This is a genomic window from Halorubellus amylolyticus, assembly GCF_034808145.1.
Lineage (GTDB): Archaea > Halobacteriota > Halobacteria > Halobacteriales > Natrialbaceae > Halorubellus.
In genome coordinates this window covers 270,066-293,558 of record NZ_JAXHGM010000002.1, presented here as the reverse complement: position 1 = coordinate 293,558, position 23,493 = coordinate 270,066, and the positions used below count along the sequence as shown (strand labels likewise).

The 23,493-nt window shown below is 70.0% G+C and carries 25 protein-coding genes and 1 tRNA gene; 12 read left to right on the top strand and 14 right to left on the bottom strand.

The features are described from left to right. Positions 1–127 precede the first annotated feature (127 nt). Together larC and SM754_RS07190 are read left to right on the top strand one after the other, a co-directional pair. The gene (gene larC / locus SM754_RS07195) at positions 128–1,438 is read left to right on the top strand and encodes a nickel pincer cofactor biosynthesis protein LarC (protein ID WP_323675547.1); all 1,311 of its coding nucleotides are present in this window, start codon (positions 128–130) and stop codon (positions 1,436–1,438) included. A 143-nt stretch (positions 1,439–1,581) separates the two neighbouring features. Further along, complete coding sequence (locus SM754_RS07190; protein ID WP_323675546.1) at positions 1,582–1,803, top strand: hypothetical protein; 222 nt, start codon at positions 1,582–1,584, stop codon at positions 1,801–1,803. A 174-nt stretch (positions 1,804–1,977) separates the two neighbouring features. On the opposite strand, the gene SM754_RS07185 is transcribed toward SM754_RS07190, so the two are convergent. Further along, a complete protein-coding gene (locus SM754_RS07185) occupies positions 1,978–2,841 on the bottom strand; it encodes a hypothetical protein (protein ID WP_323675545.1) in 864 nt (287 codons plus the stop codon). A 123-nt stretch (positions 2,842–2,964) separates the two neighbouring features. Here SM754_RS07185 and SM754_RS07180 point away from each other — a divergent pair, with 123 nt between their 5' ends. Both SM754_RS07180 and radB read left to right on the top strand, forming a co-directional pair. Continuing rightward, complete coding sequence (locus SM754_RS07180) at positions 2,965–3,249, top strand: DUF3892 domain-containing protein (protein ID WP_323675544.1); 285 nt, start codon at positions 2,965–2,967, stop codon at positions 3,247–3,249. 89 nt (positions 3,250–3,338) lie between these two features. Next, positions 3,339–4,046 (top strand): DNA repair and recombination protein RadB, encoded by a 708-nt coding sequence (gene radB / locus SM754_RS07175; RefSeq protein WP_323675543.1) that lies wholly within the window; start codon positions 3,339–3,341, stop codon positions 4,044–4,046. A gap of 63 nt (positions 4,047–4,109) precedes the next feature. On the opposite strand, the gene SM754_RS07170 is transcribed toward radB, so the two are convergent. Beyond that, positions 4,110–5,285 carry a cation:proton antiporter gene (locus tag SM754_RS07170; RefSeq protein ID WP_323675542.1) on the bottom strand — a complete coding sequence of 392 codons (1,176 nt, stop codon included), beginning with the start codon at positions 5,283–5,285 and terminating at the stop codon, positions 4,110–4,112. A 2-nt stretch (positions 5,286–5,287) separates the two neighbouring features. Beyond that, entirely contained in the window at positions 5,288–5,770 is a 483-nt protein-coding gene (locus SM754_RS07165) for a cation:proton antiporter regulatory subunit (RefSeq protein WP_323675541.1), read from the bottom strand. A 234-nt stretch (positions 5,771–6,004) separates the two neighbouring features. On the opposite strand from SM754_RS07165, the gene SM754_RS07160 reads away from it, so the two are divergent. The 3 genes from SM754_RS07160 (at position 6,005) to SM754_RS07150 (ending at position 7,559) form a co-directional block, all read left to right on the top strand. Further along, complete coding sequence (locus SM754_RS07160) at positions 6,005–6,370, top strand: hypothetical protein (RefSeq protein ID WP_323675540.1); 366 nt, start codon at positions 6,005–6,007, stop codon at positions 6,368–6,370. Positions 6,371–6,495: 125 nt separating this feature from the next. Then, complete coding sequence (pyrF, locus tag SM754_RS07155) at positions 6,496–7,317, top strand: orotidine-5'-phosphate decarboxylase (protein ID WP_323675539.1); 822 nt, start codon at positions 6,496–6,498, stop codon at positions 7,315–7,317. Between the two features lie 68 nt (positions 7,318–7,385). Beyond that, the gene (locus SM754_RS07150; RefSeq protein WP_227133569.1) at positions 7,386–7,559 is read left to right on the top strand and encodes a hypothetical protein; all 174 of its coding nucleotides are present in this window, start codon (positions 7,386–7,388) and stop codon (positions 7,557–7,559) included. A 38-nt stretch (positions 7,560–7,597) separates the two neighbouring features. Here SM754_RS07150 and SM754_RS07145 read toward each other — a convergent pair whose 3' ends face one another. The 4 genes from SM754_RS07145 to SM754_RS07130 all read right to left on the bottom strand — a co-directional run bounded on the left by SM754_RS07145 (position 7,598) and on the right by SM754_RS07130 (position 11,501). Beyond that, positions 7,598–8,482 (bottom strand): ATP-dependent ribose-1-phosphate kinase, encoded by an 885-nt coding sequence (locus SM754_RS07145; RefSeq protein ID WP_323675538.1) that lies wholly within the window; start codon positions 8,480–8,482, stop codon positions 7,598–7,600. After that, entirely contained in the window at positions 8,475–9,338 is an 864-nt protein-coding gene (locus tag SM754_RS07140; RefSeq protein WP_323675537.1) for a DUF63 family protein, read from the bottom strand. Before SM754_RS07140 ends, SM754_RS07145 begins: the two co-directional genes overlap by 8 nt. A gap of 122 nt (positions 9,339–9,460) precedes the next feature. Beyond that, positions 9,461–10,441 (bottom strand): ribose 1,5-bisphosphate isomerase, encoded by a 981-nt coding sequence (locus tag SM754_RS07135; RefSeq protein ID WP_323675536.1) that lies wholly within the window; start codon positions 10,439–10,441, stop codon positions 9,461–9,463. A 64-nt stretch (positions 10,442–10,505) separates the two neighbouring features. Beyond that, complete coding sequence (locus SM754_RS07130; protein ID WP_323675535.1) at positions 10,506–11,501, bottom strand: PhoU domain-containing protein; 996 nt, start codon at positions 11,499–11,501, stop codon at positions 10,506–10,508. 280 nt (positions 11,502–11,781) lie between these two features. On the opposite strand from SM754_RS07130, the gene phoU reads away from it, so the two are divergent. Beyond that, positions 11,782–12,453 carry a phosphate signaling complex protein PhoU gene (gene phoU / locus SM754_RS07125; protein ID WP_323675534.1) on the top strand — a complete coding sequence of 224 codons (672 nt, stop codon included), beginning with the start codon at positions 11,782–11,784 and terminating at the stop codon, positions 12,451–12,453. A 64-nt stretch (positions 12,454–12,517) separates the two neighbouring features. Here phoU and SM754_RS07120 read toward each other — a convergent pair whose 3' ends face one another. After that, positions 12,518–13,057, bottom strand: coding sequence for a hypothetical protein (locus tag SM754_RS07120; protein WP_323675533.1), 540 nt, complete (start codon positions 13,055–13,057; stop codon positions 12,518–12,520). A gap of 113 nt (positions 13,058–13,170) precedes the next feature. Here SM754_RS07120 and SM754_RS07115 point away from each other — a divergent pair, with 113 nt between their 5' ends. Further along, positions 13,171–14,064: a DUF8528 domain-containing protein gene (locus SM754_RS07115; RefSeq protein WP_323675532.1), complete on the top strand. Its 894-nt coding sequence runs from the start codon at positions 13,171–13,173 to the stop codon at positions 14,062–14,064. Between the two features lie 80 nt (positions 14,065–14,144). Here SM754_RS07115 and SM754_RS07110 read toward each other — a convergent pair. After that, a tRNA-Met gene (locus tag SM754_RS07110) sits at positions 14,145–14,301 on the bottom strand. A 137-nt stretch (positions 14,302–14,438) separates the two neighbouring features. Here SM754_RS07110 and SM754_RS07105 point away from each other — a divergent pair. After that, the gene (locus SM754_RS07105; protein WP_323675531.1) at positions 14,439–15,752 is read left to right on the top strand and encodes a DUF7115 domain-containing protein; all 1,314 of its coding nucleotides are present in this window, start codon (positions 14,439–14,441) and stop codon (positions 15,750–15,752) included. Between the two features lie 33 nt (positions 15,753–15,785). On the opposite strand, the gene SM754_RS07100 is transcribed toward SM754_RS07105, so the two are convergent. Continuing rightward, complete coding sequence (locus tag SM754_RS07100; protein ID WP_323675530.1) at positions 15,786–16,238, bottom strand: DUF5830 family protein; 453 nt, start codon at positions 16,236–16,238, stop codon at positions 15,786–15,788. 138 nt (positions 16,239–16,376) lie between these two features. Between SM754_RS07100 and SM754_RS07095 the strand changes: the two genes are divergently transcribed. Continuing rightward, positions 16,377–17,030 (top strand): TVP38/TMEM64 family protein, encoded by a 654-nt coding sequence (locus tag SM754_RS07095; protein ID WP_323675529.1) that lies wholly within the window; start codon positions 16,377–16,379, stop codon positions 17,028–17,030. A gap of 150 nt (positions 17,031–17,180) precedes the next feature. Here the strand turns inward: SM754_RS07095 and SM754_RS07090 are convergent, their stop codons facing one another. Together SM754_RS07090 and SM754_RS07085 are read right to left on the bottom strand one after the other, a co-directional pair. Beyond that, positions 17,181–17,333 carry an HVO_2523 family zinc finger protein gene (locus SM754_RS07090; protein WP_323675528.1) on the bottom strand — a complete coding sequence of 51 codons (153 nt, stop codon included), beginning with the start codon at positions 17,331–17,333 and terminating at the stop codon, positions 17,181–17,183. A gap of 61 nt (positions 17,334–17,394) precedes the next feature. Next, entirely contained in the window at positions 17,395–17,790 is a 396-nt protein-coding gene (locus SM754_RS07085; RefSeq protein ID WP_323675527.1) for a hypothetical protein, read from the bottom strand. A 126-nt stretch (positions 17,791–17,916) separates the two neighbouring features. On the opposite strand from SM754_RS07085, the gene SM754_RS07080 reads away from it, so the two are divergent. Further along, positions 17,917–18,918, top strand: coding sequence for a hypothetical protein (locus SM754_RS07080; RefSeq protein WP_323675526.1), 1,002 nt, complete (start codon positions 17,917–17,919; stop codon positions 18,916–18,918). Positions 18,919–18,954: 36 nt separating this feature from the next. On the opposite strand, the gene SM754_RS07075 is transcribed toward SM754_RS07080, so the two are convergent. Next, positions 18,955–19,992, bottom strand: a complete 1,038-nt coding sequence (locus tag SM754_RS07075; RefSeq protein ID WP_323675525.1) for a zinc-dependent alcohol dehydrogenase family protein — start codon at positions 19,990–19,992, stop codon at positions 18,955–18,957. Between the two features lie 60 nt (positions 19,993–20,052). Next, positions 20,053–23,187 (bottom strand): adenosylcobalamin-dependent ribonucleoside-diphosphate reductase, encoded by a 3,135-nt coding sequence (locus SM754_RS07070; RefSeq protein ID WP_323675524.1) that lies wholly within the window; start codon positions 23,185–23,187, stop codon positions 20,053–20,055. Positions 23,188–23,493 lie beyond the last annotated feature (306 nt).

Here is a 23,493-nt window from a genome sequence, read left to right as displayed (position 1 = left end):
GCCCGGTGCCAGAGCGGTTACACGACCGTTCCATCAATCGGGAGTCATGGAGAGACGGGCGTTCCTCGCCGCGGTGCGTCCGCTTCCGACCGCGGGCCTTTTCGCGCTCGCCGCCGCTCGTTGAGGTATGCGAACGCTCGCGCTCGACGGTCGGACCGGCGCCAGCGGCGACATGCTCCTGGGCGCACTCGTCGCCGCCGGCGCCGACCCGGGCGTCCTCGACGACCTCGCCGCGCAGCTCCCCGTCACGTACCGCGTCCGCGACGTCGACAGGAACGGCATCACCGCCACGAAGGTCGACGTCGTCCACGACGACGCCACCGAAGAAGAGCACGACCACGACCACGCTCACAGTCACGACCACGACCACAAAGCCGACCACGACCACACTCACGACCACGACCACACCCACGACCACGGTCACGGTGATTCGAGCGAGGGGCACGGGGCGAGTCGGTCGTACGCCGAGGTCGTGGCGTTCGTCGAGTCACTGGACGTGCCGTCGGGCGTCCGCGAGGACGCGCTCGCAGTGTTCGAGCTGCTGGGGGAGGCGGAGGCGAGCGTGCACGGCGTCGAGCTGGTGGAGACGCACTTCCACGAGGTCGGGACGGACGACGCCATCGCGGACGTCGTCGGCGCATGTGCGCTCTACCGCGACCTCGACGTCGAGCGCGCGGTGACGACGCCGGTGGCGGTCGGCGGTGGGAGCGTCGAGATGGCTCACGGCACGTACCCGGTTCCGGCGCCGGCGGTCGTGGAGCTCGCCGAGCGCGCGGACTGGCAGGTCCGTGGCGGCCCGGTCGACGCCGAGCTCCTGACGCCGACGGGCGCGGCCATCCTGGCGTACTACGCCGACGGCGTCGACTCGCTGCCGTCGATGACGGTGGACGCGTCCGGGTACGGCGCGGGCTCGAAGGCCTTCGACGCGCATCCGAACGTGCTGCGCGCGTCGGTCGGCGACGCCACGGGCGGCCTGCGGCGGGAGGACGTCGCGGTGCTGGAGACGAACCTCGACGACGCGACCCCGGAGGTCCTCGGCGGCCTGCAGGACGCGCTCGCGGACGCCGGGGCGTACGACACGACGATACTGCCGACGACGATGAAGAAGTCCCGGCCGGGGCATCTCGTGAAGGTCGTGTGTTCGCCGGCGGACGCGGACGCGGTCGCGCGCCGGCTCGCCGAGGAGACAGGGACCCTCGGCGTGCGCGCCGCGAGCGCGAGCCACCGCTGGGTCGCCGACCGCGAGTTCGAGACCGTCGCCGTCGACGTCGACGGCGATACCTACGAGGTCACGGTGAAGGTCGCGAGCGATCAGGCGGGCGTCGTCTACGACGCGAGCGCCGAGTACGACGACGCTGCGCGCGTCGCCGACGAGACCGGACTGCCGGTTCGAGCGGTCGTTCGTCGCGCCGAGAGCGCGTACTACGAGGGCGTGTGACGCAGGATCAAGGGCTGTCTCGCCACTCTAGTGCCGACAGCCACGCACTCCAAAGTACCCCTTATACAGTTCTAGGACACGGGATGCACATATATCCATCCAGACATAGCCTTATACTCGATGCGATGGCAGTTATGGGTGAGATGGCCGACCCCACCGAAACCCACGACTTCACGTTCGGATGCTACCGCGGCGTCGACGTCACGCTCGAGGACGCCAGCGGCACGCCGACCGACGCCGACGAACCGACCCCCGTCACCGACGGTGGCCCCGCCGGGGCGACCGCCTGTCCGGCGTGCGAGAGCGACCTCGCGAACGTGCAGGGCGTCCCGGCGTGCACGCACTGCACCTGGAACGCACGCTGACCGACGGCACCCCCGGAGCCCCGACCGACGCCGTCCGTCGCCTCGCGCGGACACCGCCCACCTCGGCCGCCTCCGTCCGTCCGCGCACGACGGGACGACGGCGCAGACCCTCCGCGTCGCTGCCACCGACCGTTCGCATATTCGCTGTCGTCGCTGCTATCGACCGTTCTCTCGCTACTCGCCGTCGCCAGCTGCATCGTCCTCGCTCCGGTCGCCGCCGGAATCGGTCGCGTCGTCGCGTCGGTCGCTACTGTCGGAATCGCCCGCGTCGCCGGTCTCGTCGGATGCGTCGTCCGCGTTCGCTCGGTGTTCGGCGAGCGCGGTCTCCACGTCGAGTTCGCCGCGGGCGACGCGGCGCGCGAGCGCGGTGTCGATGGCGCGGTTGTCCGGCGACAGTTCGCGCGAGCGGTTCTTGACGCGCTGTATCTCGCCGTCGGTCGGTTCGAACTCGCGGGAGTCGACGGGCTCGCCCTCGGTGCGTGCGATGTTCGCGGCCGCGAGGACGTCGCCCATGCCGCGCGCGCCCGTGCCGAGGTACGGCGTCGTCCCGGTCTCGTCGACGAGTTCCACGCGGACGTCCTGCAGACCACCGATCACCTTCGCGCCCTCGCGGCGCGCACCGTCGCCGACGCGAACCACCGCGTCGGCCTCGCCCGCGACCTCCTCGCAGACGACGTCGGCGGCGTCGCTCGCCGGCACCTGGAACGCCGCCACCACGACGTCGTCGGCGAGCACCGCGATACCGGGCTTGCGGCCCGGGTCGACGCCGACTATCGTCCGCCCGTCGCCACCGCGGAGGTACGCGAGCGCCGCCTCCACCGCTCGCCGTGGCGCGTCGGGTTCGGCCTCCACGACGTTCGGGCCGTCGACGCCGTGGCTCTCCACGGCGTCGCCCTCGCCTGGACCGGTGACGACCACGTCGGTGTCGTCGGGAAGGTCGTCCTCGGGTTCGACGGTCGTGAACGCCACCCCGCGGTCCCGGAGCTCGCCGACGACGTCGTGGTACACCTCGAAGTCCGCGGTCGCGACCACTATCACGCCCCGTCGATTCGAGCGCCGGCGAGATAAGTCCCGCCACCGCGGCCGCCGGTCGGTCCCAATCCCCCGATACGCGCACGGCGACGCCGAACGCTCTTCCCGCTCGCCCCCCTAGGGACTGACATGGCGAGTTACGAGGTCGCGTGCGTGAGCATGGACTACGACGCCGACGTGGACGACTGTCGGTGCATCGAGGAGATCGGGTTCACGACGCGGTCGGGGAGCATCACGACGCGGACGCCCGCTGAGGTCCACGAGATGATCGCCGGGGACGGGAAGGTCATCGTCGTCTCGTACCACGGCGAGCGCTTCCAGCTGGCGGCCGTGGAGCGGGACGGCCAGCGGTACGTCCGGACCGCGGATTCGGACACGAGCGAGGACACGCTCCTGAAGAAGCCAAGTTGCTGAGCGCCGCCGGTCGCGGGCTCCGTTCGTCTCGGCGCTCCGGGTGCGCCGCTTCCCGTGCGTTTTTGTGGGGTCCCGCCCCCAGTACCCTCGTGAACGACGGCGTCATCTCGACGGGCTGTGGCCCCCTCGACGACCTCCTCGGCGGTGGACTGGAACGCGGGACCGTCACGCAGGTGTACGGGCCGCCGGCGGCTGGGAAGACGAACGTCGCGCTCTCGGCGAGCGTCGCGGTCGCCGCCGCGGGCGGGCTCGTCGTGTACGTCGACACCGAGGGGTTGTCGCTCGACCGGTTCGAGGCGGTCGCGTCCGCGGCCGCGGACGCGGCGGACGTGGATCTCGACGACGTGACGGGGAACGTCGTCGTGAAGGACGCGCTCGACTTCGACGAGCAGGCCGAGGCGGTCCAGGACGTCGCGGAGTTCGCCGACCAGGCGGACCTCGTCGTCGTCGACTCCGTCACGGGATTCTATCGGCTGGAGCGCGGGAACGACGTCGAGGGCGGCGATTCGCTCCGCGAGGTCGCGAACCAGGTCACGCACCTCCTCGGGCTCGCGCGCCGCCACGACCTCGCGGTGGTCGTGACGAACCAGGTGTTCAGCGACCCGGACAGCGACCGGACGCGCGCTCTGGGCGGACACACCCTCGAGCACTGGACGGGGACGGTCGTCCGCATCGACCGGTTCCGTGGCGGGAACCGGAAGGCGACCCTCGAGAAGCATCGGGCGAAGCCCGCGGGCGAGAGCGTCCAGTTACAGATCACGGACGCCGGCATCGAGGCCGGCGACCAGGGTCCCTGACGCGGCGGCGAGCGGTCTCGCGGCCGCGGTCGCTTTCGACCCCGCGAGCGCGCGCTTCGTCGGTCAGTTCGCCGGGACGAGGCGGTCTGTGACGACGTCGCTGTACCGCATGAGCGTCGTCCCGAGGAGACTCATCGCGAGCACGTACCCGACGGCGAACGCGGGGATCTCCTCGCCGAGCGCGCCCGTGCCGACGCTCGTCGCGATGGCGGCGAGGACGAGCGAGAACTCGCCGCGGGCGACGAGCGCGACCGCGACGCGGACGGACCGTCGCTGGTCGAGACCGTACGTCCGACCCGCGTAGTACCCGGACGCGAGCTTGCTCGCGGTCGAGAGGACGACCGCGGCGGCGACCAGCGCGAGTGCACCTCGGACGGTCCCGAGGTCGGTCTGGAGCCCGATGGAGAGGAAGAAGACCGCGGCGAACAGGTCCCTGGCGGGCGAGAGGACGCGTTCGATGCGTTCGACGTGACTCGTCTCGCTGAACGCCATCCCGAGGAAGAACGCGGCGACGGCCTCGCTCACGCCCGCGGCGAGGCCCGCGGCCCCCAGGAGGACGAGCGTGCCGAGGACGCCCAGGAGGAACTGTTCGTCGGACTCGTGCGCGTAGACGCGCTCGGCGGCCGGCCCGCCGAAGCGCGCGACGGCGAACAGGACGGCGAGGAACGCGAGCGCGATACCGACGGACGTGACGGGGTCGCCGGCGCCGGTGGCGACCGCGGAGACGATCGCGAGGTAGACCGCGATGACGAGGTCCTCGAACACGAGCACGCCGAGGACGGGTTCGGCTTCGGGGTCGGCGACCCAGCCGAGGTCGACGAGCGTCTTCGTGACGATGGCGCTCGAGGAGATGTAGACGATGCCGGCGACGAACGCGGCTTCGAGCGGCGAGAACCCGAACGCGAGCGCGATGGCGAGGCCGACGCCGGCGTTCGCGGCGAAGTCGACGGTGCCGGCGCGCGCGAACTCGCCGCGGCGCGCGAGCAGTCGGTCGACGCTGAACTCCAGGCCGATGAAGAACAGCAGGAGGACGATACCGAGTTCGGCGAACAGCGTGATGAACTCGTAGCGCTCCAGGAGGTTGAACGACACGCCCTGGACGACGGGCGCGTTCGGCCCGACGACGATGCCGACGACGATGTACGCGGGGATGACGGACTGCCCGAACCGGTGGGCAAGCAGGCCGACGACGGCGAGGACGGTGATTGCGATACCCGCCTGGAGCAGGAGGTCCGCCACGGCTACGCGGCGGTCACGAACGACTCCAGCTCCGCGTGTTCCTCGCGCGTGCCGAGCGCGACGAGGACGTCACCGGGTTCGAGCGTCGTGTCGGCGTCGGGGTTCGCGATGGTGTCCGGGCCGCGCTGCACGGCGATGACGCTCGCGCCGGTGGCGTCCCGGAGGTTCGAGTCCGCGAGCGTCCCGCCGGCGACCGGCGACTCCTCGGGGATCGTCACCCACTCGATGATGGCGTCGCCCAGCGGGACGCTCGTGTTCGAGAGCTCGACGGGCTGGAAGTACGCGCCGCCGAGGACCGCGCCGAGCTGTCGGGCCTGCTCGCCCGAGAGGTCCGCGACGCGCTCGCTGTCGCGCTCGGGGTCGGGCCGCACGAACAGCTCCCGGCGGCCGTCGTGATGGAGGAGCACCACGAGCCGCGAGCCGTCGCCAAGTTCCAGCTCGAACTTGCGGCCGACGCCCGGCACGTCCGTCTCGTAGACAGTCACGTACGGACTCGCGACCGCCGGAGTATTGAAGATTCCCACGGTCGCGCTCCTATCGACTCCTCCTTCGCGCCAATCTGCCCGCTCACCAGACTCAGCATCCGCTACCACGAACCTCGGTTCGCCAACCGCGACCACCGACTCGGCTCCTCCCGCGCCGACTGCCAGGCACGCCTCGAGCGCGTCACCAGCCAGCCAGGACCCAAAACACATATCGCCGCCTCCTGGTGTGCCAGTATGGCAATCACCAGAAGAAGGATAGTGGCTACATCGGTCGGTGGGATAGCGTTGCTGTCTGGGTGTCTAACTGGTTCAGACCAGTCCCACATTATTATAGATAATAATACCAATGACACCATCTCTGGCAGCGTCGAATTGATGGACCCATCCGGCTCTTCCACGGTGCTGTCTGAGTCTTTTAACATCCCATCAGAGGATCGGGCGAAGTACGACATTTCGGTTTCCGAGTCAAGTCTCCAAACGACGGTACAATCAGATGGAAGGACAGAATCATGGGAGTGGGAGATCGCTCCCGAGCGGCCAATTACTTTAAGCATTGACATAAACGGAGGCTCGATAGAGTACGGCGCATCGATCGACTAGATTGAATACAACTCAGGAGTGCCGATGCGGGAGTCAGTAGCCTCGCGAATCCGGCGAGAGCACGTTCGCCGGCCGTGGCGCGGGGAATGGAAAGACCGATTTGTGCCGGGCGAGCGCGTGCTCGTATGACAGCTGGTTTCTTCGACCGCGTCGCGGACCGCATCGAGTCGACGGACAGCGTCGTCTCCGTCGGCCTGGACCCCGACCCGGAGCGCATCCCCGAGTTCCTCGCCGAGGAGGACCTCCCGCGGTGGGCGTTCAACCGCCGTATCATCGACGCGACCCACGAGCACGCGGCGTGCTTCAAGCCGAACGCGGCGTTCTACGAGGACCCCGACGGGTGGCGCGCGCTCCAGGAAACGGTGGCGTACGCGCACGGGAAGGGCGTCCCCGTGCTCCTGGACGCGAAGCGCGCTGACATCGGGAACACGACCCGCCAGTACGCGGGGGTGCTCGACGACGTCGACGCCATCACCGTCAACCCCTACATGGGGCGGGACAGCCTCCAGCCGTTCCTCGACCGCGCCGACAAGGGCGTGTTCGTGCTCTGCCGCACCTCGAACGCGGGCGGGAAGCACCTCCAGGACCACGAGCTCGCGGACGGTGGGACAGTCTACGAGCACGTCGCGCGCCTCGCGAGCACGTGGAACGAGCACGGGAACGTCGGACTCGTCGTCGGCGCGACCACGCCCGACGAGCTCGAAGCGGTGCGCGACCTCGTCCCGGACCTCCCCTTCCTGGTACCGGGCGTCGGCGCGCAGGGCGGGGACGCCGAGGCCGCGGTCGAGCACGGGCTCGCGGAGCGGGACGGCCGCGACGTCGGGCTCGTGAACTCCTCGCGGGGCATCATCTTCGCCGGCGAGAACGCGAGCGGCGAGGACGCGTACTTCCGCGCCGCCGGCGACGCCGCCAAACGCCTCAAGCGCCGGCTCGCGAAGCACCGCTGACCGCGACCGCCCGATTCTCGAGGTCGTCCCGCCGAACGTTTTTCTACCGGGCCCGACACCACCCTGGCATGCAGGACGTGGACGTCCACCTCTGGGTGGGAGACCAGGACGACGTCGTGACGTACACCGTCGCCGTCGAGGACGGCGTGTTCGACACGCAGGAAGCGATCGAGAAGGCCAGCGAGCGCGCGCAGGCCGACGGCTACGAGGACGTGAACCTCAAGGAGATCGAGGCCGCGTAGCGGCGGTTTCGCGCCCGCGGCGTGGCGGCAGTCGAGTGCTACGTGCGCTCGTCGATGAACGCGTCGAGCGCGTCGCTCGTCGGCGCCTGCCGCGCACCGTCCGTGCTCGCGGTGTACGCGCCGGCGGCGTTCGCGCGCTCCAGCGCCGCGTCGTACTCGCCGCCGTCCAGCCGCGTGGCGACGAACGCCGCCGCGAACGCGTCGCCCGCCCCCGTCGTATCCACCGGGTCGATACCGAACCCGGGGTGCTCGAAGTGCCCGTCGGGCGCGTGCACCTCCGCGCCCGCAGCGCCGCGCTTGACGACGAGCACCTGCCCCGCGAACACCTCCTTCGGCGGCGCGTCGAGCACCACCTCCGCCTCCCTGTCGTTCACGAACACGACGTCGGCGTTCGAGAGCACGTCGCCGTAGTCGCGATGCGCGAGTCGGCGCCCCGGGTCGACGCTCACCGTCGCCCCCGCCTCGCTCGCGACGCGAGCGATGTGCGCCGCCGTGTCCGGACGCTGACTCGTCAGGTGCACGTGCTCCGCGCTCGCGACGAACGCGTCGTCGACGTCTTCGGGCGCGACCGCCTCGTTCGCGCCGTCGTTCGCGAGCATCGACACCTCGCCGCCCTCCTCGACGAGCACGTACTTCACCGTCGTCTCCTCGCCCTCGACGCGCGCCATCCCCGACAGGTCGACGCCCGACTCCTCGAGTTCGCGCGTCGCGAGCAACCCGTACTCGTCGTCGCCGACGCTCCCGACGATGCCCGCGGGGACGTCGAGGAGCGTCAGGTCGTACGCGACGTTCGCCGCCGACCCACCACCCGAGGAGCGCTGATCGTGGATCCGTGATTCGCCGTCCGGCTCCGGGAGCTTGTCGACGCGCAGCGTCACGTCCCAGTTCACGTGCCCGGCGACGAGCACCCGCACGTCAGGCACCTCCGAGCGCGCGCACGACCCCGAACACCACCTCTTGTTCGGTCAACATGAACTGGAGGAGGTTGTACACGCCCGGCCCGAACCCGACCGCTGCGACGAACGCCAGCACCAGGCGGGCGCGTCGCGGCGACTCCTCTAAGTACTCGCGGAACGCCGCGACGATGACGAGCGCGAGCACCACCTTCACGAGCACGAACAGCCACCCGGCGCCGACGTACTGCTCGGTCGGGAGGCTCGCCGAGAACTCGAGGATGAGCCGCGACAGCGGCGTGCGTTCACCCGCCCCGAGGAGGTCGTACCCGAGCGCGGTCGACACGCCGTCGAGCGAGTGCGCGAACACGACGAACGCGCCCGTCCGTCCCGTGTACCGCGCGACGCCCGTGTACGTCAGCGAGAGGACGACCCACGCGAGCGCCGTCACGAGCGCCGCGACGATCGTCCCGAACACCGGATAGACGGGGTTGAACGTGTCCGCGTTGATACCCGCCAGGAACAGGAACACGACGAGCATCAGCGCGACGCCGCCGCCGAACACGCCGACGCCGTAGTAGATATCGAACCCCTTCCGGATGCCGGCGACGAACGTCATGAGAATCCAGACGAACCCCGCGAAGATGGCGGTCGTCACGTACACCGTCACCGGCCCGAACAGTGGCGCGACGATGGCGGGGTACGCGTCGAGGCCGTCGAGCAGGAAGAGCACCGACCCGATGGCCATCCACGGCGCGAACGACACCACCGTCCAGTCCGTCGTCGGGGGCTGTATCGCCCAGAGGAGCGCCGCCACCCCGAAGAACGCGAGGACGAGCGGCACCACGTACACCAGCGACGGAATCGTGTAGACGCCACCAACCATGTCATATCCTCGGTACGGGGAGTGGAAAGAAGGTTCCGGTCGGGGCCCCGGTGCGTTCCCCGGCGGGGGCGCGGTCCCGCTCGCGGCGGCTCGCTGCCGGGCGGTCGCGAACTACCGAGGCGTCACTCCCAGGGTTCGCCGACGTCGGTCCCGAACAGCTCGCGCATGAGCGTGACGATGCTCTCGGGGGGGAACTGACCGCGTTCGGTGACGATGGCGTCGACGTACCGCGGTGGCGTCACGTCGAACGCCGGGTTCTCGACGACGAGGTCCGCGTCGCCCGGGTCGCCGCCCGTGATGCGGTCGCGCTCGTCGTCGGTCAGGACCTCGCTCTCCGCGCGGTTCTCGATCTCGACGGTGTGGCCCGTGAGCGTTCCGGGATGGAGCTTGATCGTCTGTGCGGCGACCATGATGGGGACGCCGCGGTCGCGCGCGTTCACCGCGAGCCCGGACGTCCCGATCTTGTTGATGACGCTCCCGTCCGCCGCGATCGAGTCCGCGCCCACGAGGACGTGGTCGACGCGCTCCAGGTACCGGCGCGCGGCGTTGTCGACGACGAGCGTCACCGGAACGCCCCACTCGCGGAGTTGCTCGGCGGTGATGTGGCCCTGCTTGCGCGGTCGCGTCTCCTTCACGACCGCGGAGACCTCCTTGCCCTGGTCGAGCGCCGCCTTCACGCACGACAGAGCGTCGGTCGAGTGACAGTGCGTCATCACCACGTCCCCGTCCCGCAGCCGGTTCGCGCCGATACGTCCCAGGCGGTCCTGGGCTTCGGCGAGGTCCGTCTGGAATCCCTGCGCGCTCTCGACGACGCTCTCGCGGAGCGACTCGACGCTCCCGCCTTCCATGTCCCAGAGCACGAACCGGAGTGCGTTCGGGAGCGACACCGCCGTCGGCCGCGTCCGGTAGAGCCGTCGCGCCGCCGCCTTCAGCTCCGCCTCGAACGCGGCCGCCGTCGCCGCCGTCGACGCCTCCGCCTGCGTCGCGAGCGCACCGGCGGCCGCGTCCGCGATCGTCGCCGCACCGCGTATCTCCATCGACGCGATGTCCTCGGCCGTGTCGTGGACCGCCGGCACGATTCGCTCCGCAGGGTCGTCAGTCATACCCCCACACTCCGCGCCACAGCGTCGAAAATCCCTCGGTCCGTCCTCGCGCCCCCTCGACGGCTCAGGGACTGGGCGCGGCCTTCTGGAGCGCGGTCTCGGCGATGTTCCCGCCGTAGTCCGCGCTCCGCGAGAGCGAGTCGACGACGAGCCCGAGGCTCTGCGCGACCTGCGGGTCGCGCTCCCGGAGCAACTCGTCGATGCGTCGCGTGTGCTCGTCGATCCCGAGGATGTCCTTGCGTGCCTGGTTCGCGAGCCGCGTCGCCTCGTCCGCGTCGTCCTCGAACAGCGCGTCCATCGCCAGGTCCACGACGTTCGCCGCGTCCTCGTGGAGGTCGTCGAACGCGCCAGCGAGCTCGTCGTCCATCCCTTCGAGGTCGAGCGCGAGGTTCCCGATCTTCGCCGCGTGGTCCGCGATCCGTTCGAGCTGGCGGGCGCTCGAGTGGTAGTCGAAGCAGTCCTCGCGGCTCACGCCGAGTTCCTCGGCGGCCCGGGGCGACCGGAGCGTCGAGCGGAAGATGCGGGAGACGACGAACCAGAGGCGGTCGACGTCCTCGTCGCGCTCGACGACGTCCCGCGCCACGTCCGCGTCGTTCTCGACGAGCGCCGACACGGCGTCCTCGAGCATCGACTGCGCGATGAGACGCATCCGCGTCACCGCGTTCGTGATGCTCAGCTCGGAGGAGTCGAGGAGGTCCTGGATGACGACGCTGTCGCCGGTCTCCTCGAGGACCTCGACGCCGACCAAGCCCTGGGTCGCCTCGCGGATGGCGCGACGCTGGTCGGTCGTGATGCGGTTGGCCTCCAGTTCGATGATGTCGAACCCGGAGACGTACATCGTCATGACCGCGCGCGTCAGCTGCTCGCCTTCCAGGTTCGTGACGTCGAGGCTCCCGCGCGTGCGCTCCGTCTCGCTCTTCGGCGTCAACAGCAGCGAGTCGTCCTCCGGGTAGAACTCGACCGTCGTCCCCGCCGACACGCCGTTCTCCGTCGCCCAGTCCTTCGGGAGCGACACGGTGAACGTCGACCCACCGGTCACCTGCACCTTGCGCGTCTCCATGCCAGTCGATATCCGACCGCCGACCATAAATCCGACTATTCCTATATATTGGCGTCGTCGGCTCGTGGTCGCTCCCCACACGCACACGGGAATACCGGGACAGCCCCGGCACAATCGTCGAAGTACCAGTATCGAGCACGGTCGAAACAGGTCGGGAGAGCAACCGCCCACACCCGAAAACTACGTGTAGTATATAGTCCAACATATCGATATACACACTATAGAAAATCCTGCGTCGAGTGACGAAGCTTTTTGAACGGGGACGGTCTCAGGTTCGCGTATGCCACGGCAGAACTACCAGGACCAACTCGAGGAGTTACGGGAGGACATCCTCTACATGAGCGAACTCGTCCTCGACCGCCTCCAGGACGCCTTCGTCGCCCTCGAGTCCAAGGACGACGAGCGCGCTCGCGCCGTCATCGAGGGCGACGGCGAGGTCAACGACACCTACCTCGAACTCGAACAGCAGTGCATCGACCTCATCGCGCTCCAGCAACCGGTCGCGAGCGACCTCCGGTTCATCGCCGCGTCGTTCAAGATCATCACCGACCTGGAGCGCGTCGGCGACCTCGCGGTGAACCTCGCGGAGTACACGCTCGAAGCGGACCGCGACGTGTTCCCGGAGGTCGACGTGCAGGCCATCGGCGACGTGACCGCCGAGATGGTCCGGGACGCCATGGCCGCCTACGAGACCGAGGACACCGCATCCTGTCGCGAGATCGCTGCGAGCGACGACGACCTCGACGAGCTCTGCCAGGACGCGAGCGAGATGGTCGTCCGCGACCTCATCGAGACGGAGCTCGAGGACGGCGCGAACGTCGAGACGCTCATGGCCGACGTCTCCCGCCTCCTCCTGACGATACGGGACCTGGAGCGCGTCGGCGACCACGCCGTGAACATCGCGGCGCGCACGCTCTACATGGTCGAGAACGACGACGAGCTCATCTACTGATTCACACGCGTCGCCCGAGGCGGTTCGCGTGCGTTCGACGGGGTCCTTCTCGCTTGCGGTCTCCCTAGACGTCGTCGACGAACCGCCACGGCTCGCCGTCGTCACCGGATTCGACGCCGGGGAGTCGCGAGAGTCGCGGTGCGACCATCCCCCACCAGGCCTCCTCGCTCTCGAACCCGGCCTCGTGGGTCGAGTACACCGCGTCCACGACCGCGGACGCGTCCGCTCGTTCGGCGTCGCGGAGGTGCTCGAAGGCTTCGCGGACCGCGTCGCGACGCCAGTCCTGCATGAGTTCGCTCGCGCCGGGGACGGCGAGCTCGGCGAGCGCGTCGTCGACGCGTTCGTCGAGCGTCGCCCCGTCGGTCTCGAGCGGTCGGTACCAGACGTCGACGACGCCGACGCGACCGTGGACCTCTCGGTGCGCGAGCTCGTCCTCGGCTTCCAGTTCGAGGAGGGCCTCCCGCGCGGTCGCTCGCGTGGCGTCCAGTTCGTCGGCGACCTCGGCCGTGCTCACCGGGTCGTTCGACGGAATCGCGGCGAGCGCCGCCGCGGTCGGCCGGTCGACCATCCCGCCACCGGCGCCTTGCTCGTCGTGTTCGCTCATGACGTGACCCTCGCTCTCGAGGCGCATTATTTTTTCGCCGATACCGTGAGAGGAATCATCGGCGTGGCGCGACGTGGGAAGTTTTAGGTGCGCTGCGGGCGTCGAACTCGGGCATGGCCGACCTCTCCTCGTGTTACTTCTGTGGCGCGGCGATGGACGTCTCGCTCAGGGAGTCGACCGTCGTTCCCGAAGCCTTCGCGCCGACGCCAGCACAGCAGACCACCGTCGTCCTCTGTGGGACCTGCGAGCGTAAGCTCGGGCGCGTCCTCGACCCGGTCGTCGCCGCGGCGAACGCCCCGGCGACCGCGGGGGCGGATACGTCCGCGGCCGGTGACACCGACGCGGGCGGTGACGTCGACTCGACCGCGGGCAGCGACGAACCCGGTCCGGGCGGTGACGCCGACTCGACCGCTCCGTCGAGCGTCCTCTCGGACGTCGCCGACGACGGCACGTCGACGACGCCGGGCGACAACGCGCCCGCGGACGACGCCGACACCACCGGGAGAGCATCGACCGCGGACGACGGGACGCCGTTCGAGGTCGACGACACCACGTCGGTGTTCGACGACGCCGACGACACCGGTTCTGGCAGCGTGTTCGCCGACGCGAACGACGCGCCGACGGCGACCCTCCCGGACGCGGACTCGGACGACGACGGCGACCCGATCGCGTTCGACGACCAGGGCGAGGACGCGACCACGAGCGAGAACCGGGCCGCGAGCACCGACGCGACCACGAAGGAGGACCAGTCCGCGAGCACCGACGCGACCGGGAGCGGGTCGTCGAGCGAAAGCGACACGCCGGACGTCGATCCGCGGACGTACAACAAGGTCGTCCGGCTCCTGAAGAACCGCGACCTCCCGGTGCCTCGCGCCGAAATCGAGTCCATCGCGGGGAGCGCGTACGACATCCCGGACCACGAGTGCGAGGCGATACTCGACGCCGCGATACAGCGTGGACTCGTCGCGGAAGCCGACGGGCAACTCACGCATCCCGACGGCATCTGAGCCTGGGTCCGCCGAACCGTTCATCGTACTCCTCCCGCGAGAGAGGTCACTCACTATCGTTCGTTCTTCCGTGTGAGAAGTGGCCGGGGCGGGCTCCGAACCCGCGATCTCCGCATGACCCAGGTTCGAGGCTCGGCGGGCCCCGAGGTCACGCGACCGCCTTCCAAGGCTGTGGTACCGCACCGAATCTCTGAAACCCTATGAGTGCGGCGCTATGTCCAGCTAAGCCACCCGGCCTCACCAGTTCGTAGTCCGCTCCGGGACTTGAACCTTCTCATGTTACCGCGGTACGTGAGGGGGTCCCAGTCGTTCTCATCGCCCTGGCGACACGACGTCCCCACGGATTTAAGCCGTCCTCTCGTGAAGGACGGCGCATGGACGTTCCGGGTATCGTGCAAGGAGAGCTCGACGGCGAGGAGGTCGCTGCGAGCGTGTCCCTCGGCGGCGAGGACGGCCTCTTCGTCACCGCGTCGCGGACGCTCGTCTACCGCTCGGAGAGCCTCCTGAGCGACGAGTCCGTCGAGTCGTACCCGCACGACGCAGAGCGCGTCACCGTCAAGGACGGTCGTCGGAAGACGCGCATCACGCTCACGTACAGTCTCGACGGTGAACGCGACTTCACCGTCCCCTCGAGTGTCGCCGACGACGTCCTCCATCCCGTGCTCGCCGGTGTCCTCAACGGCTCCGGCGTCACGGACCCGGGGGAGACGGTCGTGCAGACGTTCCGGTTCAGCGAGCTGACGCTCATCGTCACGAGCGACCGGCTCCTGAAGCACGTCGGGAGTGCGGTCTGGGACGACGACCACGAGCAGTACCACTTCGAGGACGTCACGGCGCTCGACTTCGAGGAGGGCAGCGTCGCGACCCAGATCGTCATCGCGGTCGACGGACGCCCGCAGCGCATCAAGACGCCGAACGAGCACATCGCGGTGGTCCGCGAACGCCTCACGCAGGCGTTGTTCGCGTACTACGACGTGGATTCGGTCGCGGAGCTCAACGCGCTCGTCGACCCGGCGGAGGAGACGCCGGCGTCCCCGGGCGGTTCGCCGTCCGGGAGTGGCGGCGTCGACTTCGGCGAGGGCGTCGACCCGCTCGGGTCGAACTCGGGGTCGCGGCCGGCGGACACGAGCGGCGACCCGTTCCTCGACGACGAGAAGACCGAGTCCCTGGACGCGAGCCCCCCGGCGACCGACGCCGCGGACGAGAACGCGGACCCGCGTCGGCCGGTGTCCGGCGGGGCGGACGCGGACGTCGCTCCCGACGCGGACGCGTCCCAGCGACGCACTGACCCCCTCGACGAGTCCACCGACCGCCGACCGCAGGCGGCCGAGGGCGGTGAGTCGACCGGTCGACGCCGCGCGGAGCCCGCGACCGACGTGGCGGACGCCGACGGCGCCGCGGACGCGAGTGCGGGCGACGCCGAGGAGTCGTCGAAGCTCCTCTCGTCCGGCGACGCGAGCGCGACGGACGACGGCGTCGACGACGCCGGGACCGAGGGGAGCGAGAGCGACGGCGACGGGTTCGCGGCCGCCGGGTTCGAGCCCGCGACCGAGTCGGGCGTGACGCCCGCGGACCTCGCCGACCGCATCGACGACCTGGAATCCCGCGTCGAAGCGCAGAACGAGCTCCTCGAACAGCAGGGCGCGCTCATCCAGCAGCTCATCGAGGAGCTCCGCGAGCGCCCGTAGCGCGCTCGACCGCGACGGTCGCGAGCGACGCGGTCAGTCGTCGCGGCCCGTGACCTTCCTGACGCACTCGGAGCCGAACGGCCCGAGTTCGCCCGCGTCCAGTTGCACGAAGTGCCCCGTCGAGAGGCCGGTCCCGCAGCGCCGGCAGTCGTAGTCGCCGTCACGGCGGACCACGTCCGTCGTCTGAGAGACGTACCCGCCGCCGCCGGCGACCGCGACGACGCCGTCCTCGCGCTCGATGACGCCACGCATCTCGGCGGTGTCCAGTATCTCGCGGACGACCGTCGGCGCGGTACTGACCGCCTCGACGCGGTCCATCGCGTCGGCGAGCGACAGCTCCGCGTCCTCGGCCTTCGCGAGCAGTTCGACGCCGACCTCGACGGGGTCGCCGTCCACCCCGCCGGTCGGCCCCGTACCCGCCACGTCGTCAGCGTCGGTCGGGTCCGCCCCGCGACCCGGGTCGTCGGGTCGGTCGTCGGAAGCCATTGGGTTCGAGTGCACGCCCGCGAGCCAAAAGCGTTGCGCGCCCCGACGCCGTCCAGCGACGCTCGCCCAGTCGGGACGGTCGCGTCTCGGTGCCGTCGAGGGAAAGACGTTCATGCACCCGGGGGGTAGTCGGTGGTGATGCATCGTCGCGCCGCGGTCGGGGTCGCACTCGTCGCCACGGTCGTCGTGGCGTCGCTCGCGGTGTCGCCGAGCGCGGCGTTCTCGACGCTCGACGCGGTCGCGGACGACCCCGTGGTCCTCGGCGTGGCGCTCGTCGCGTGCTACCTGCTTCGGCCGCTGGTCGCGTGGCCGACGACGCTCGTCGCGGTCGTCGTCGGGTACGGGTACGGCGTCGCCGTCGGCGTCCCGGTCGGGCTGGCGGGCGCGGTCCTCACGTCGATGCCGGTGTTCGCCGCCGGCCGGTACTTCGGGGACGGCGAGGACAACCCGCTGTCGTGGCTCGCTCCCGGTGAACGGTTCCTCGCCGCGGCGCGCTCGTACTTCGACGCGACCGGGGACTTCCGCGGCGTCACCGCCGCCAGACTCGCACCGCTGCCCGCCGACGCCGTCACCGCGACCGCCGCGATGACCGGCGTCTCCCTTCCCGCGTTCTGCGCCGCGACCGTCGTCGGCGAGCTCCCGTGGACGATAGCCGCGGTCCTCGTCGGCAGTTCGCTGTCGTCGCTCTCGGCCGAGGGCGTCGGCGCGGTCGACCCGCGGATGGTCGCCGGACTCGCCGTCGCCGCCGCCATCCTCCTCGCCGGCCCGCTCTACCAGCGGGTCTCCGTGTGACCGACTCATCTGGCATACGCCGACCGCCAGGTCGGCGTTTCCTTGGCGACTGACTCACCTAGCATACGCCGACCGCCAGGTCGGCGTTTCCTTGACGACTTACGCGCGTAGGCCGGGTCTGGACGCGAGCCGGTGACGCGGTGAGCGGGACTACTCGCGCTGGAGGTGGAATGTGTCGGAGCAGTCCATGACGACGCCGTGGTTCGGGCAGACGTACTTGCAGTGCCGGCGGTAGAGGACGGCGTCGCACATCGGGCAGGGGCGGCCGCCGGTTGCCGTGGTCGCGTCGGCGTCGTCGGTCATCGCGTGGACGTTCCGGTCGGGGCGGCTTAACGCCCGGGGTTCGCGCGCGGACGGTGGCGGTCTAACGCCCCGGGTTCGAGCGGTCGCGGGCGACGAGTGCGAGGACGGCGACGCCGCTGGTCGCGGTGAGGACGACGCCGGGGCCGGGGAGGAGCCACGGGACGAGGACGCCCTCGGCGGCGGCGTCGAGGGCGACGGCGGCGGCGGCGGCGCCCACGAGGGCGGCGGAGGTCGTGGCGACGCGGCCGTCGCGGGCGACGAGGACGCCGACGGCGAGGACGGCGAGCGGGAGCGTCGCGAGCCCCCACGTTTCCAGGCCCGTCCCCTGGCCGGGGTGGTAGACGGCCGGTGAGACGCCGTCGTAGAACGGGTTCCGGAGGAGCCACGGCGGGAGCGCGCCGAGGGCGACGCCGGCGAGTGCGACGACGAGCAGGCGGTCCGTCCGGGAGGCTATCACGACAGGGCGTCGGTGCGGCGCGGCCGTGAACCTTCCCCCGACCACGGGCGGCTCGGGCCGCGACCGGTGGGCGACGACGACGCGGCGCGCGACACGCCTTTCCGCGCCCGCGACCAACGCTCGGGCATGAATCCGCTGTCGTCCCTGAAGCGACTGTTCGGTCGCGGCGACGACGCCGACGACCCCGCCACACCCGGCGATGCCGACGGCGACGAGGCGAGTCGCCCGCGCGAGCTCGCCGCCGAGTTCGTCGACGCGCACCCCGACGCCGACCTCGACTACACGCCCGAGTCCCTGCTCGCCCTCGACGACGTCGCGGCCGCGGTCGACGCGGAACGTGACGCCGCGCTCGCACGCGCCGAGCGCGACGACGAGCGGAAGGAAGCGGTCGGGGCGGACGGGGAGGCGGACGCGGACGTCGAGGCGCTCGACGAGTCCATCCGACGGATGGGTGCGTACCTCGGCGAGACGTTCGTCCGCGCGTACGACGGCGAGTGGACGTTCGACGAGAGCGCCGGCTGGGTCGTCGAACTCCCGGCCACGCATCGCGGCCAGCCGCTCGTGCTCACCGTCCCGAGCGTCCTCGGGGACGTCTTCGACGGCGAGTCGTCGTTCGCTGTCGTCCACGACGTCTTCGCGAGCGAGCTCGACGTCGACACGCCCGAGCTCGCCGACGAGGACCCCTTCGAGGACGAGACGGACCCGCGAGAGGAGCCCGCGCCCGCGGACGTCGTCGCGGCGTTCGACCGCCTCGGCGCGGAACTCGCCGCCGAACACGACGCGCTCGACTTCTCGCCCGGGTCACTGGGTGCGCTCGACGACGTCGCGCGCCGGGACCGCGAGCGCGACGACGTCGCGTTCGACCCCGACGTCGACGACCTCGACCTCTCCGTCCGCGGGCGGACCGACGCCATCGCGGGCTACTTCGGCGGCGTCGTCCGCACGCACCACACCGCCGAGTACCGCGGGGAGCTCGCGGAGGCGCTCGTCGTCGAGGGCGCGACGCGGCAGGCGACGCTCGAACCACGCGCCATCGCAGCCGCGGCGGCCGCCGACGAGACGAGCTTCGAGTCGCTGTACGCGAACCTCAGCGAGGACCTCGGGCTCGGAACCGCCGCGAACGGGTGAGGTCGCGGGCGACGCCGGCGACGACGACGCGAGCGCTCAGACCTCGACGAGGACCTTGACCGCGTCGCGTTCGTCCATCGCGCGATACCCCTCGGGGACGCCGTCGAGGTCGACGGTCTTCGTGAACACCGGCGACGGGTCGAGCGTCCCTTGGAGGACGTCCGCCATGAGGTCCTCGACGTACGCCCGGACCGGCGCGACCCCGCCCTCGAGACCGACGTTCTTCGAGAACGCCGCCCCGAGGAACTCGGCGTCCTCGACGCCCGCGGGCACGCCGACGTACCCGACGGTCCCGCCGGGACGAGCGACGTCGACCGCGGTGTCCCACGACGACTCCGCGCCCACGCACTCCAGGACGTGGTTCGCGCCGCCGTTCGTGACGTCGAGGACCGCGTCGACCGCCGCCTGGCCGCGCGCGCTCACCGTCTCCGTCGCGCCGAACGACTCCGCGATGTCGAGGCGGTCCTCGTGGTGGCCGACCGCGACGACGCGTTCCGCGCCGAGGCGCTTCGCCGCGAGGACGCCACAGAGCCCGACCGCGCCGTCGCCGACCACGACCGCGGTCGCCCCCGCGTCGACGCCCGCGCTCACCGCCGCGTGATGGCCCGTACACATGACGTCCGTGAGCGGGAGCAGCGATTCGAGAACGTCGTCGTCGTCCGCGTACCGGTCGGGGACGCGCACGAGCGTCCCGTCCGCGAACGGACACCGCACCATCTCGCCCTGCGCGCCGTCGTGCTCGCCGGCCCACCCGGCGTCCTCGACGCAGGACGTGTACAGGCCCTTCCGGCAGAACTCGCACTCGCCGCAACTGATCGCGAACGGCGCGAGCACGCGGTCGCCGGGACGGACGCTCGTCACGTCCTCGCCGACCGCCTCCACGACCCCCATCGGTTCGTGCCCGACGCGACCCGGTGTCGGGTACTCGCGCTCCCCGCGGTAGAACCAGAGGTCCGACCCGCAGACCGCGGTATGCGTGATACGCACCACCGCGTCCCCGGGGTCCTCGACCTCGGGGTCCGGCACTTCCTCGATACGGACGTCGCGCTCGCCGTGGAACACTGCAGCCTCCATACCCGACAGCTACGACGCCCGGAACAAAAAGCCGCGAGTCGCGGAACCGCGACTACCCGGTCAGCACTCCGACCAACCGCAGGACTCGCACGTCTTGCAGCCCTCCGTGTACGCGAGCGACATCCCACCGCACTCGGGGCACTCGGGGCTCTCTCCGGCCGCGATGAGGTCGTCGACCGCGTCGCTGGACTCCTCGACCGCCGGCTCGCCCTCAGCGGGCGGACTCGGCGACGACGCGTCCACCGCGGCCGTCGGCCCGCCGTCGGGCTTGGTCGCGGCGTCGCCGTCGTCGGCCGCCTCCTCGAGCGTCGCCTGCTCGGGGTAGGGCTTGTCGATGTCGTCGTCGAGGTACCGGCGCATCGCCGTCCCGATGGCGTCCGGGATGGACTGGATCTGCTCGCCGCGGTCCCACGCCACCTTCGGGCTCCGCGTCCCGCAGAGCTCGTCGACGATCTCGTCCGGGTCGACCCCCGCCTGGAGCGCCGTCGAGATGACCTTCCCGAGCGACTCCGTGAAGGAGTTCGTGAACCCACCGGAGTGCCCGATGTTCGCGAACACCTCGAACGGCTCGCCGCTGTCGGGGTCCTCGTTGATCGTCACGTACAGCTTCCCGTACCCGGTCTTCACGCGCTGGCTGACGCCGCGGAGCGCCGCGGGCCGGTCGCGCTTCCGGCGACGGTCGCCGTCCGCGGCCGCGAGCAGCCCCGAGACCTCCTCGGTCAGCGCCGCCTGCACGTCGTCGTTCTCCAGGAACGCCTCCATCCCGCCGAAGACGTCCTGGATCTGCTCGACGAGCACCTCCGCGGCCTCGTCCTCGTCCGCGAACTCCTTGTTGTCCGCGCGCGTCGTGAGGACCTGCTTCGAGCGCGTCCCGTCGCGGTAGACGGTGACGCCCTTCCCGCCGTTCTCGTAGATGTAGCGGTACACCTCGTCCATGTCCTCCGGCGACGCGTCGTTCGGGAAGTTACACGTCTTCGATATCGCGGAGTCCACGCCGTCCTGGCACGCACACTGAACGGCCGCGTGGTCCTTGCCCTCGAGGTCGGACGTGACGACGAACAGCTCGCCGATGGCGTCCGGGACCGTCTCCAGTCCCTCCACGCCGTCGAACGCGTTCGACGCCATCTGCTCCTGGGCCTCCGCCTTCACGGCGTCGACGTCGATGTCGTTCGCCTCCAGGACGCGCAGGAAGTAATCGTCGAACTCGACGAGCATCTCGTCGCCCTGCACGTCGTCGCTGACGTTCTTGTAGTACGCGACGTTGTAGATGGGCTCGCAGCCGCCCGTGGTGTTCCCGACCATGCTGGTGGTCCCGGTGGGCGCGATGGTCGTCGTGTTGTGGTTCCGGATGGAGAAGCCGTCGGCCCACTCCTCGGCGTCCAGGCCGGTGTGGTGCTCGAACCACTCCGCGTACGCCGTCGGGTCCGCGTACTTCGAATCCGCGTAGTCCGCGAACGCACCGCGTTCCTGGGCGAGCTCGTGACTCGTCCACTTCGACTCGTGGTTGATGTGCGTCATCAACTGGCTCGCGACCTCGTTCGACACCTCCGAGCCGTAGCGCATCCCGAGCTGGATGTACAGCTGCGCGAGCCCCATGACGCCCAGCCCGATTTTCCGCATCTCGCGGACCTTCTCCTCGATCTTCGGCACCGGGAAGTCCGACATCGTGACGACGTTCTCCAGGAACCGCGTGCCGAGGTCGATGCGGCGCTCGAACTCCTCGACGTCGATGGCCTCGTCGAGGAACGCGTCGACCGCGCTCTCGAGGTCCGCGTACTCGTCGCCGTGCTCGTCGTACCAGACGCGCCAGTCCGGCGCGTCCAGGTCCGCGAGCGTCGAGAGGTTGATGTGCCCGAGGTTGCACGCCTCGTACTCCTCGAGCGGCTGCTCGCCGCAGGGGTTCGTCGCGAGGATGCGGTGCTCGGGGTGCTCTTCGACGTCGAAGGAGTGCTTCTTGTTGACGCGTTCGAGGTAGATGACGCCGGGTTCGCCGTTCTCGTGCGCGCCCTCGATGACGTCGTCCCAGATCGCTTCGGCGGGGATGGAGAGCTCCTCGCCGACCTCGACGTGCTCGCCGAGCCCGAACATCTGGTAGAGCTCCTCGGTCTCCGCGGTCGCGACGTGCGGTTCGCCCGTGCGGGGGTTCGTGAACGTGAACTCCTCGCCGGCGTCGAGCGCGTCCATGAAGTCGTCGGTGACGCCGACGGAGATGTTGAAGTTAGAGAGGTGGCCTTCGACGGCGTTCCGGAGGTGCTTCGGGACTTTCCCGTCGTCGTCGATGAGTTCCCGCGCTTCCTCGAGCGCGTCCGCGAAGGAGTTGTGCGTGTAGTCGTCCGGGTCGTTGAGTCGCAGCGAGTGCGCGAGACTGACGTCCTTGTTCTTCGCGTGGATGAACTGGATGACGTCCGGGTGACTGATGCGCATGACGCCCATCTGTGCGCCGCGACGCGCCCCACCCTGTGCGATGGTTTCGCACATCTGGTCGTACGTCCGCATGAACGTGATGGGGCCGGAGGCGATGCCGCCGGTGGAGCCGACGGCGTCGCCGTACGGCCGCAGCCGCCAGAACGCGTACCCCATGCCGCCGCCGGACTGGAAGACCTGCGCGGCCTCCTTGGCGGTCTGGTGGATGTCGTCGATGTCGTCCTCGGGCGAGTCGACGAAGCACGCCGAGAGCTGCTGGAGCTCGTCGCCCGCGTTCATGAGCGTCGGCGAGTTCGGCATGAACGAGAGGTTCTCCATGAGGCCCTGGAACTCGTCGGCCTTCTCCTCGACGTGCTCGCGGACGGCGCCGGGGAGCTCGGGGACGACGGTGTCGTACGCGAACTTGTTGACGTTGTACACCGAGAGCTCGGTGGTCGCGTCGTCGTCGACGGTGGTGCCCTTCCCGAAGACCTCCTCGGCGAGCTCGTCGCGGCGCGGGTGGTCGGGCTTGAGTTGGTCGGGCGTGACCTCGACGGTCACGTCCCGGTTGTCGGCCTCGTAGACGGCTTCCGCGAGCGCGATGTTCTTCGAGACGCGAACGAAGAGGTCCTCCTGTTCCTCGATGAGGTCGCCGTTCGCGTCCTTGCGGAGGTAGCGCGCCGGCAGGATGTTGTGGTACGCGTTCCCCGTGAGGCGGTCCTCCAGCGTCTCGCCCTCGGTTCGCTTGATCGGCAGGTCGACCTCGTCCGCTCCGACGTTCGACCGACTCATCGCTTCCCCTCTCCGCCCGCAGCATCGAGCTTGCGGGCGTTTTCGGCGGCTGTAGATGGTGTCATATGCATCGTTCGAGACGAAGATTTGGTACACGCGAAGGTACCATAAATGGTCGGATTTCCACTCCGATTGATGTTGCACAACCCTGTTTTAATTGTGGCGCTGTCGCTACCGGGCACTCGGAATCATCTCTGTGAGAGCGTTCGTGAGGGAGCGACTTGAACCCTCCCAAACCAGAGTGAAAGTGAAGGCGCGGGACCGGTCAGCACGGACGACGACGCCGACCACGAACCGACACCAACT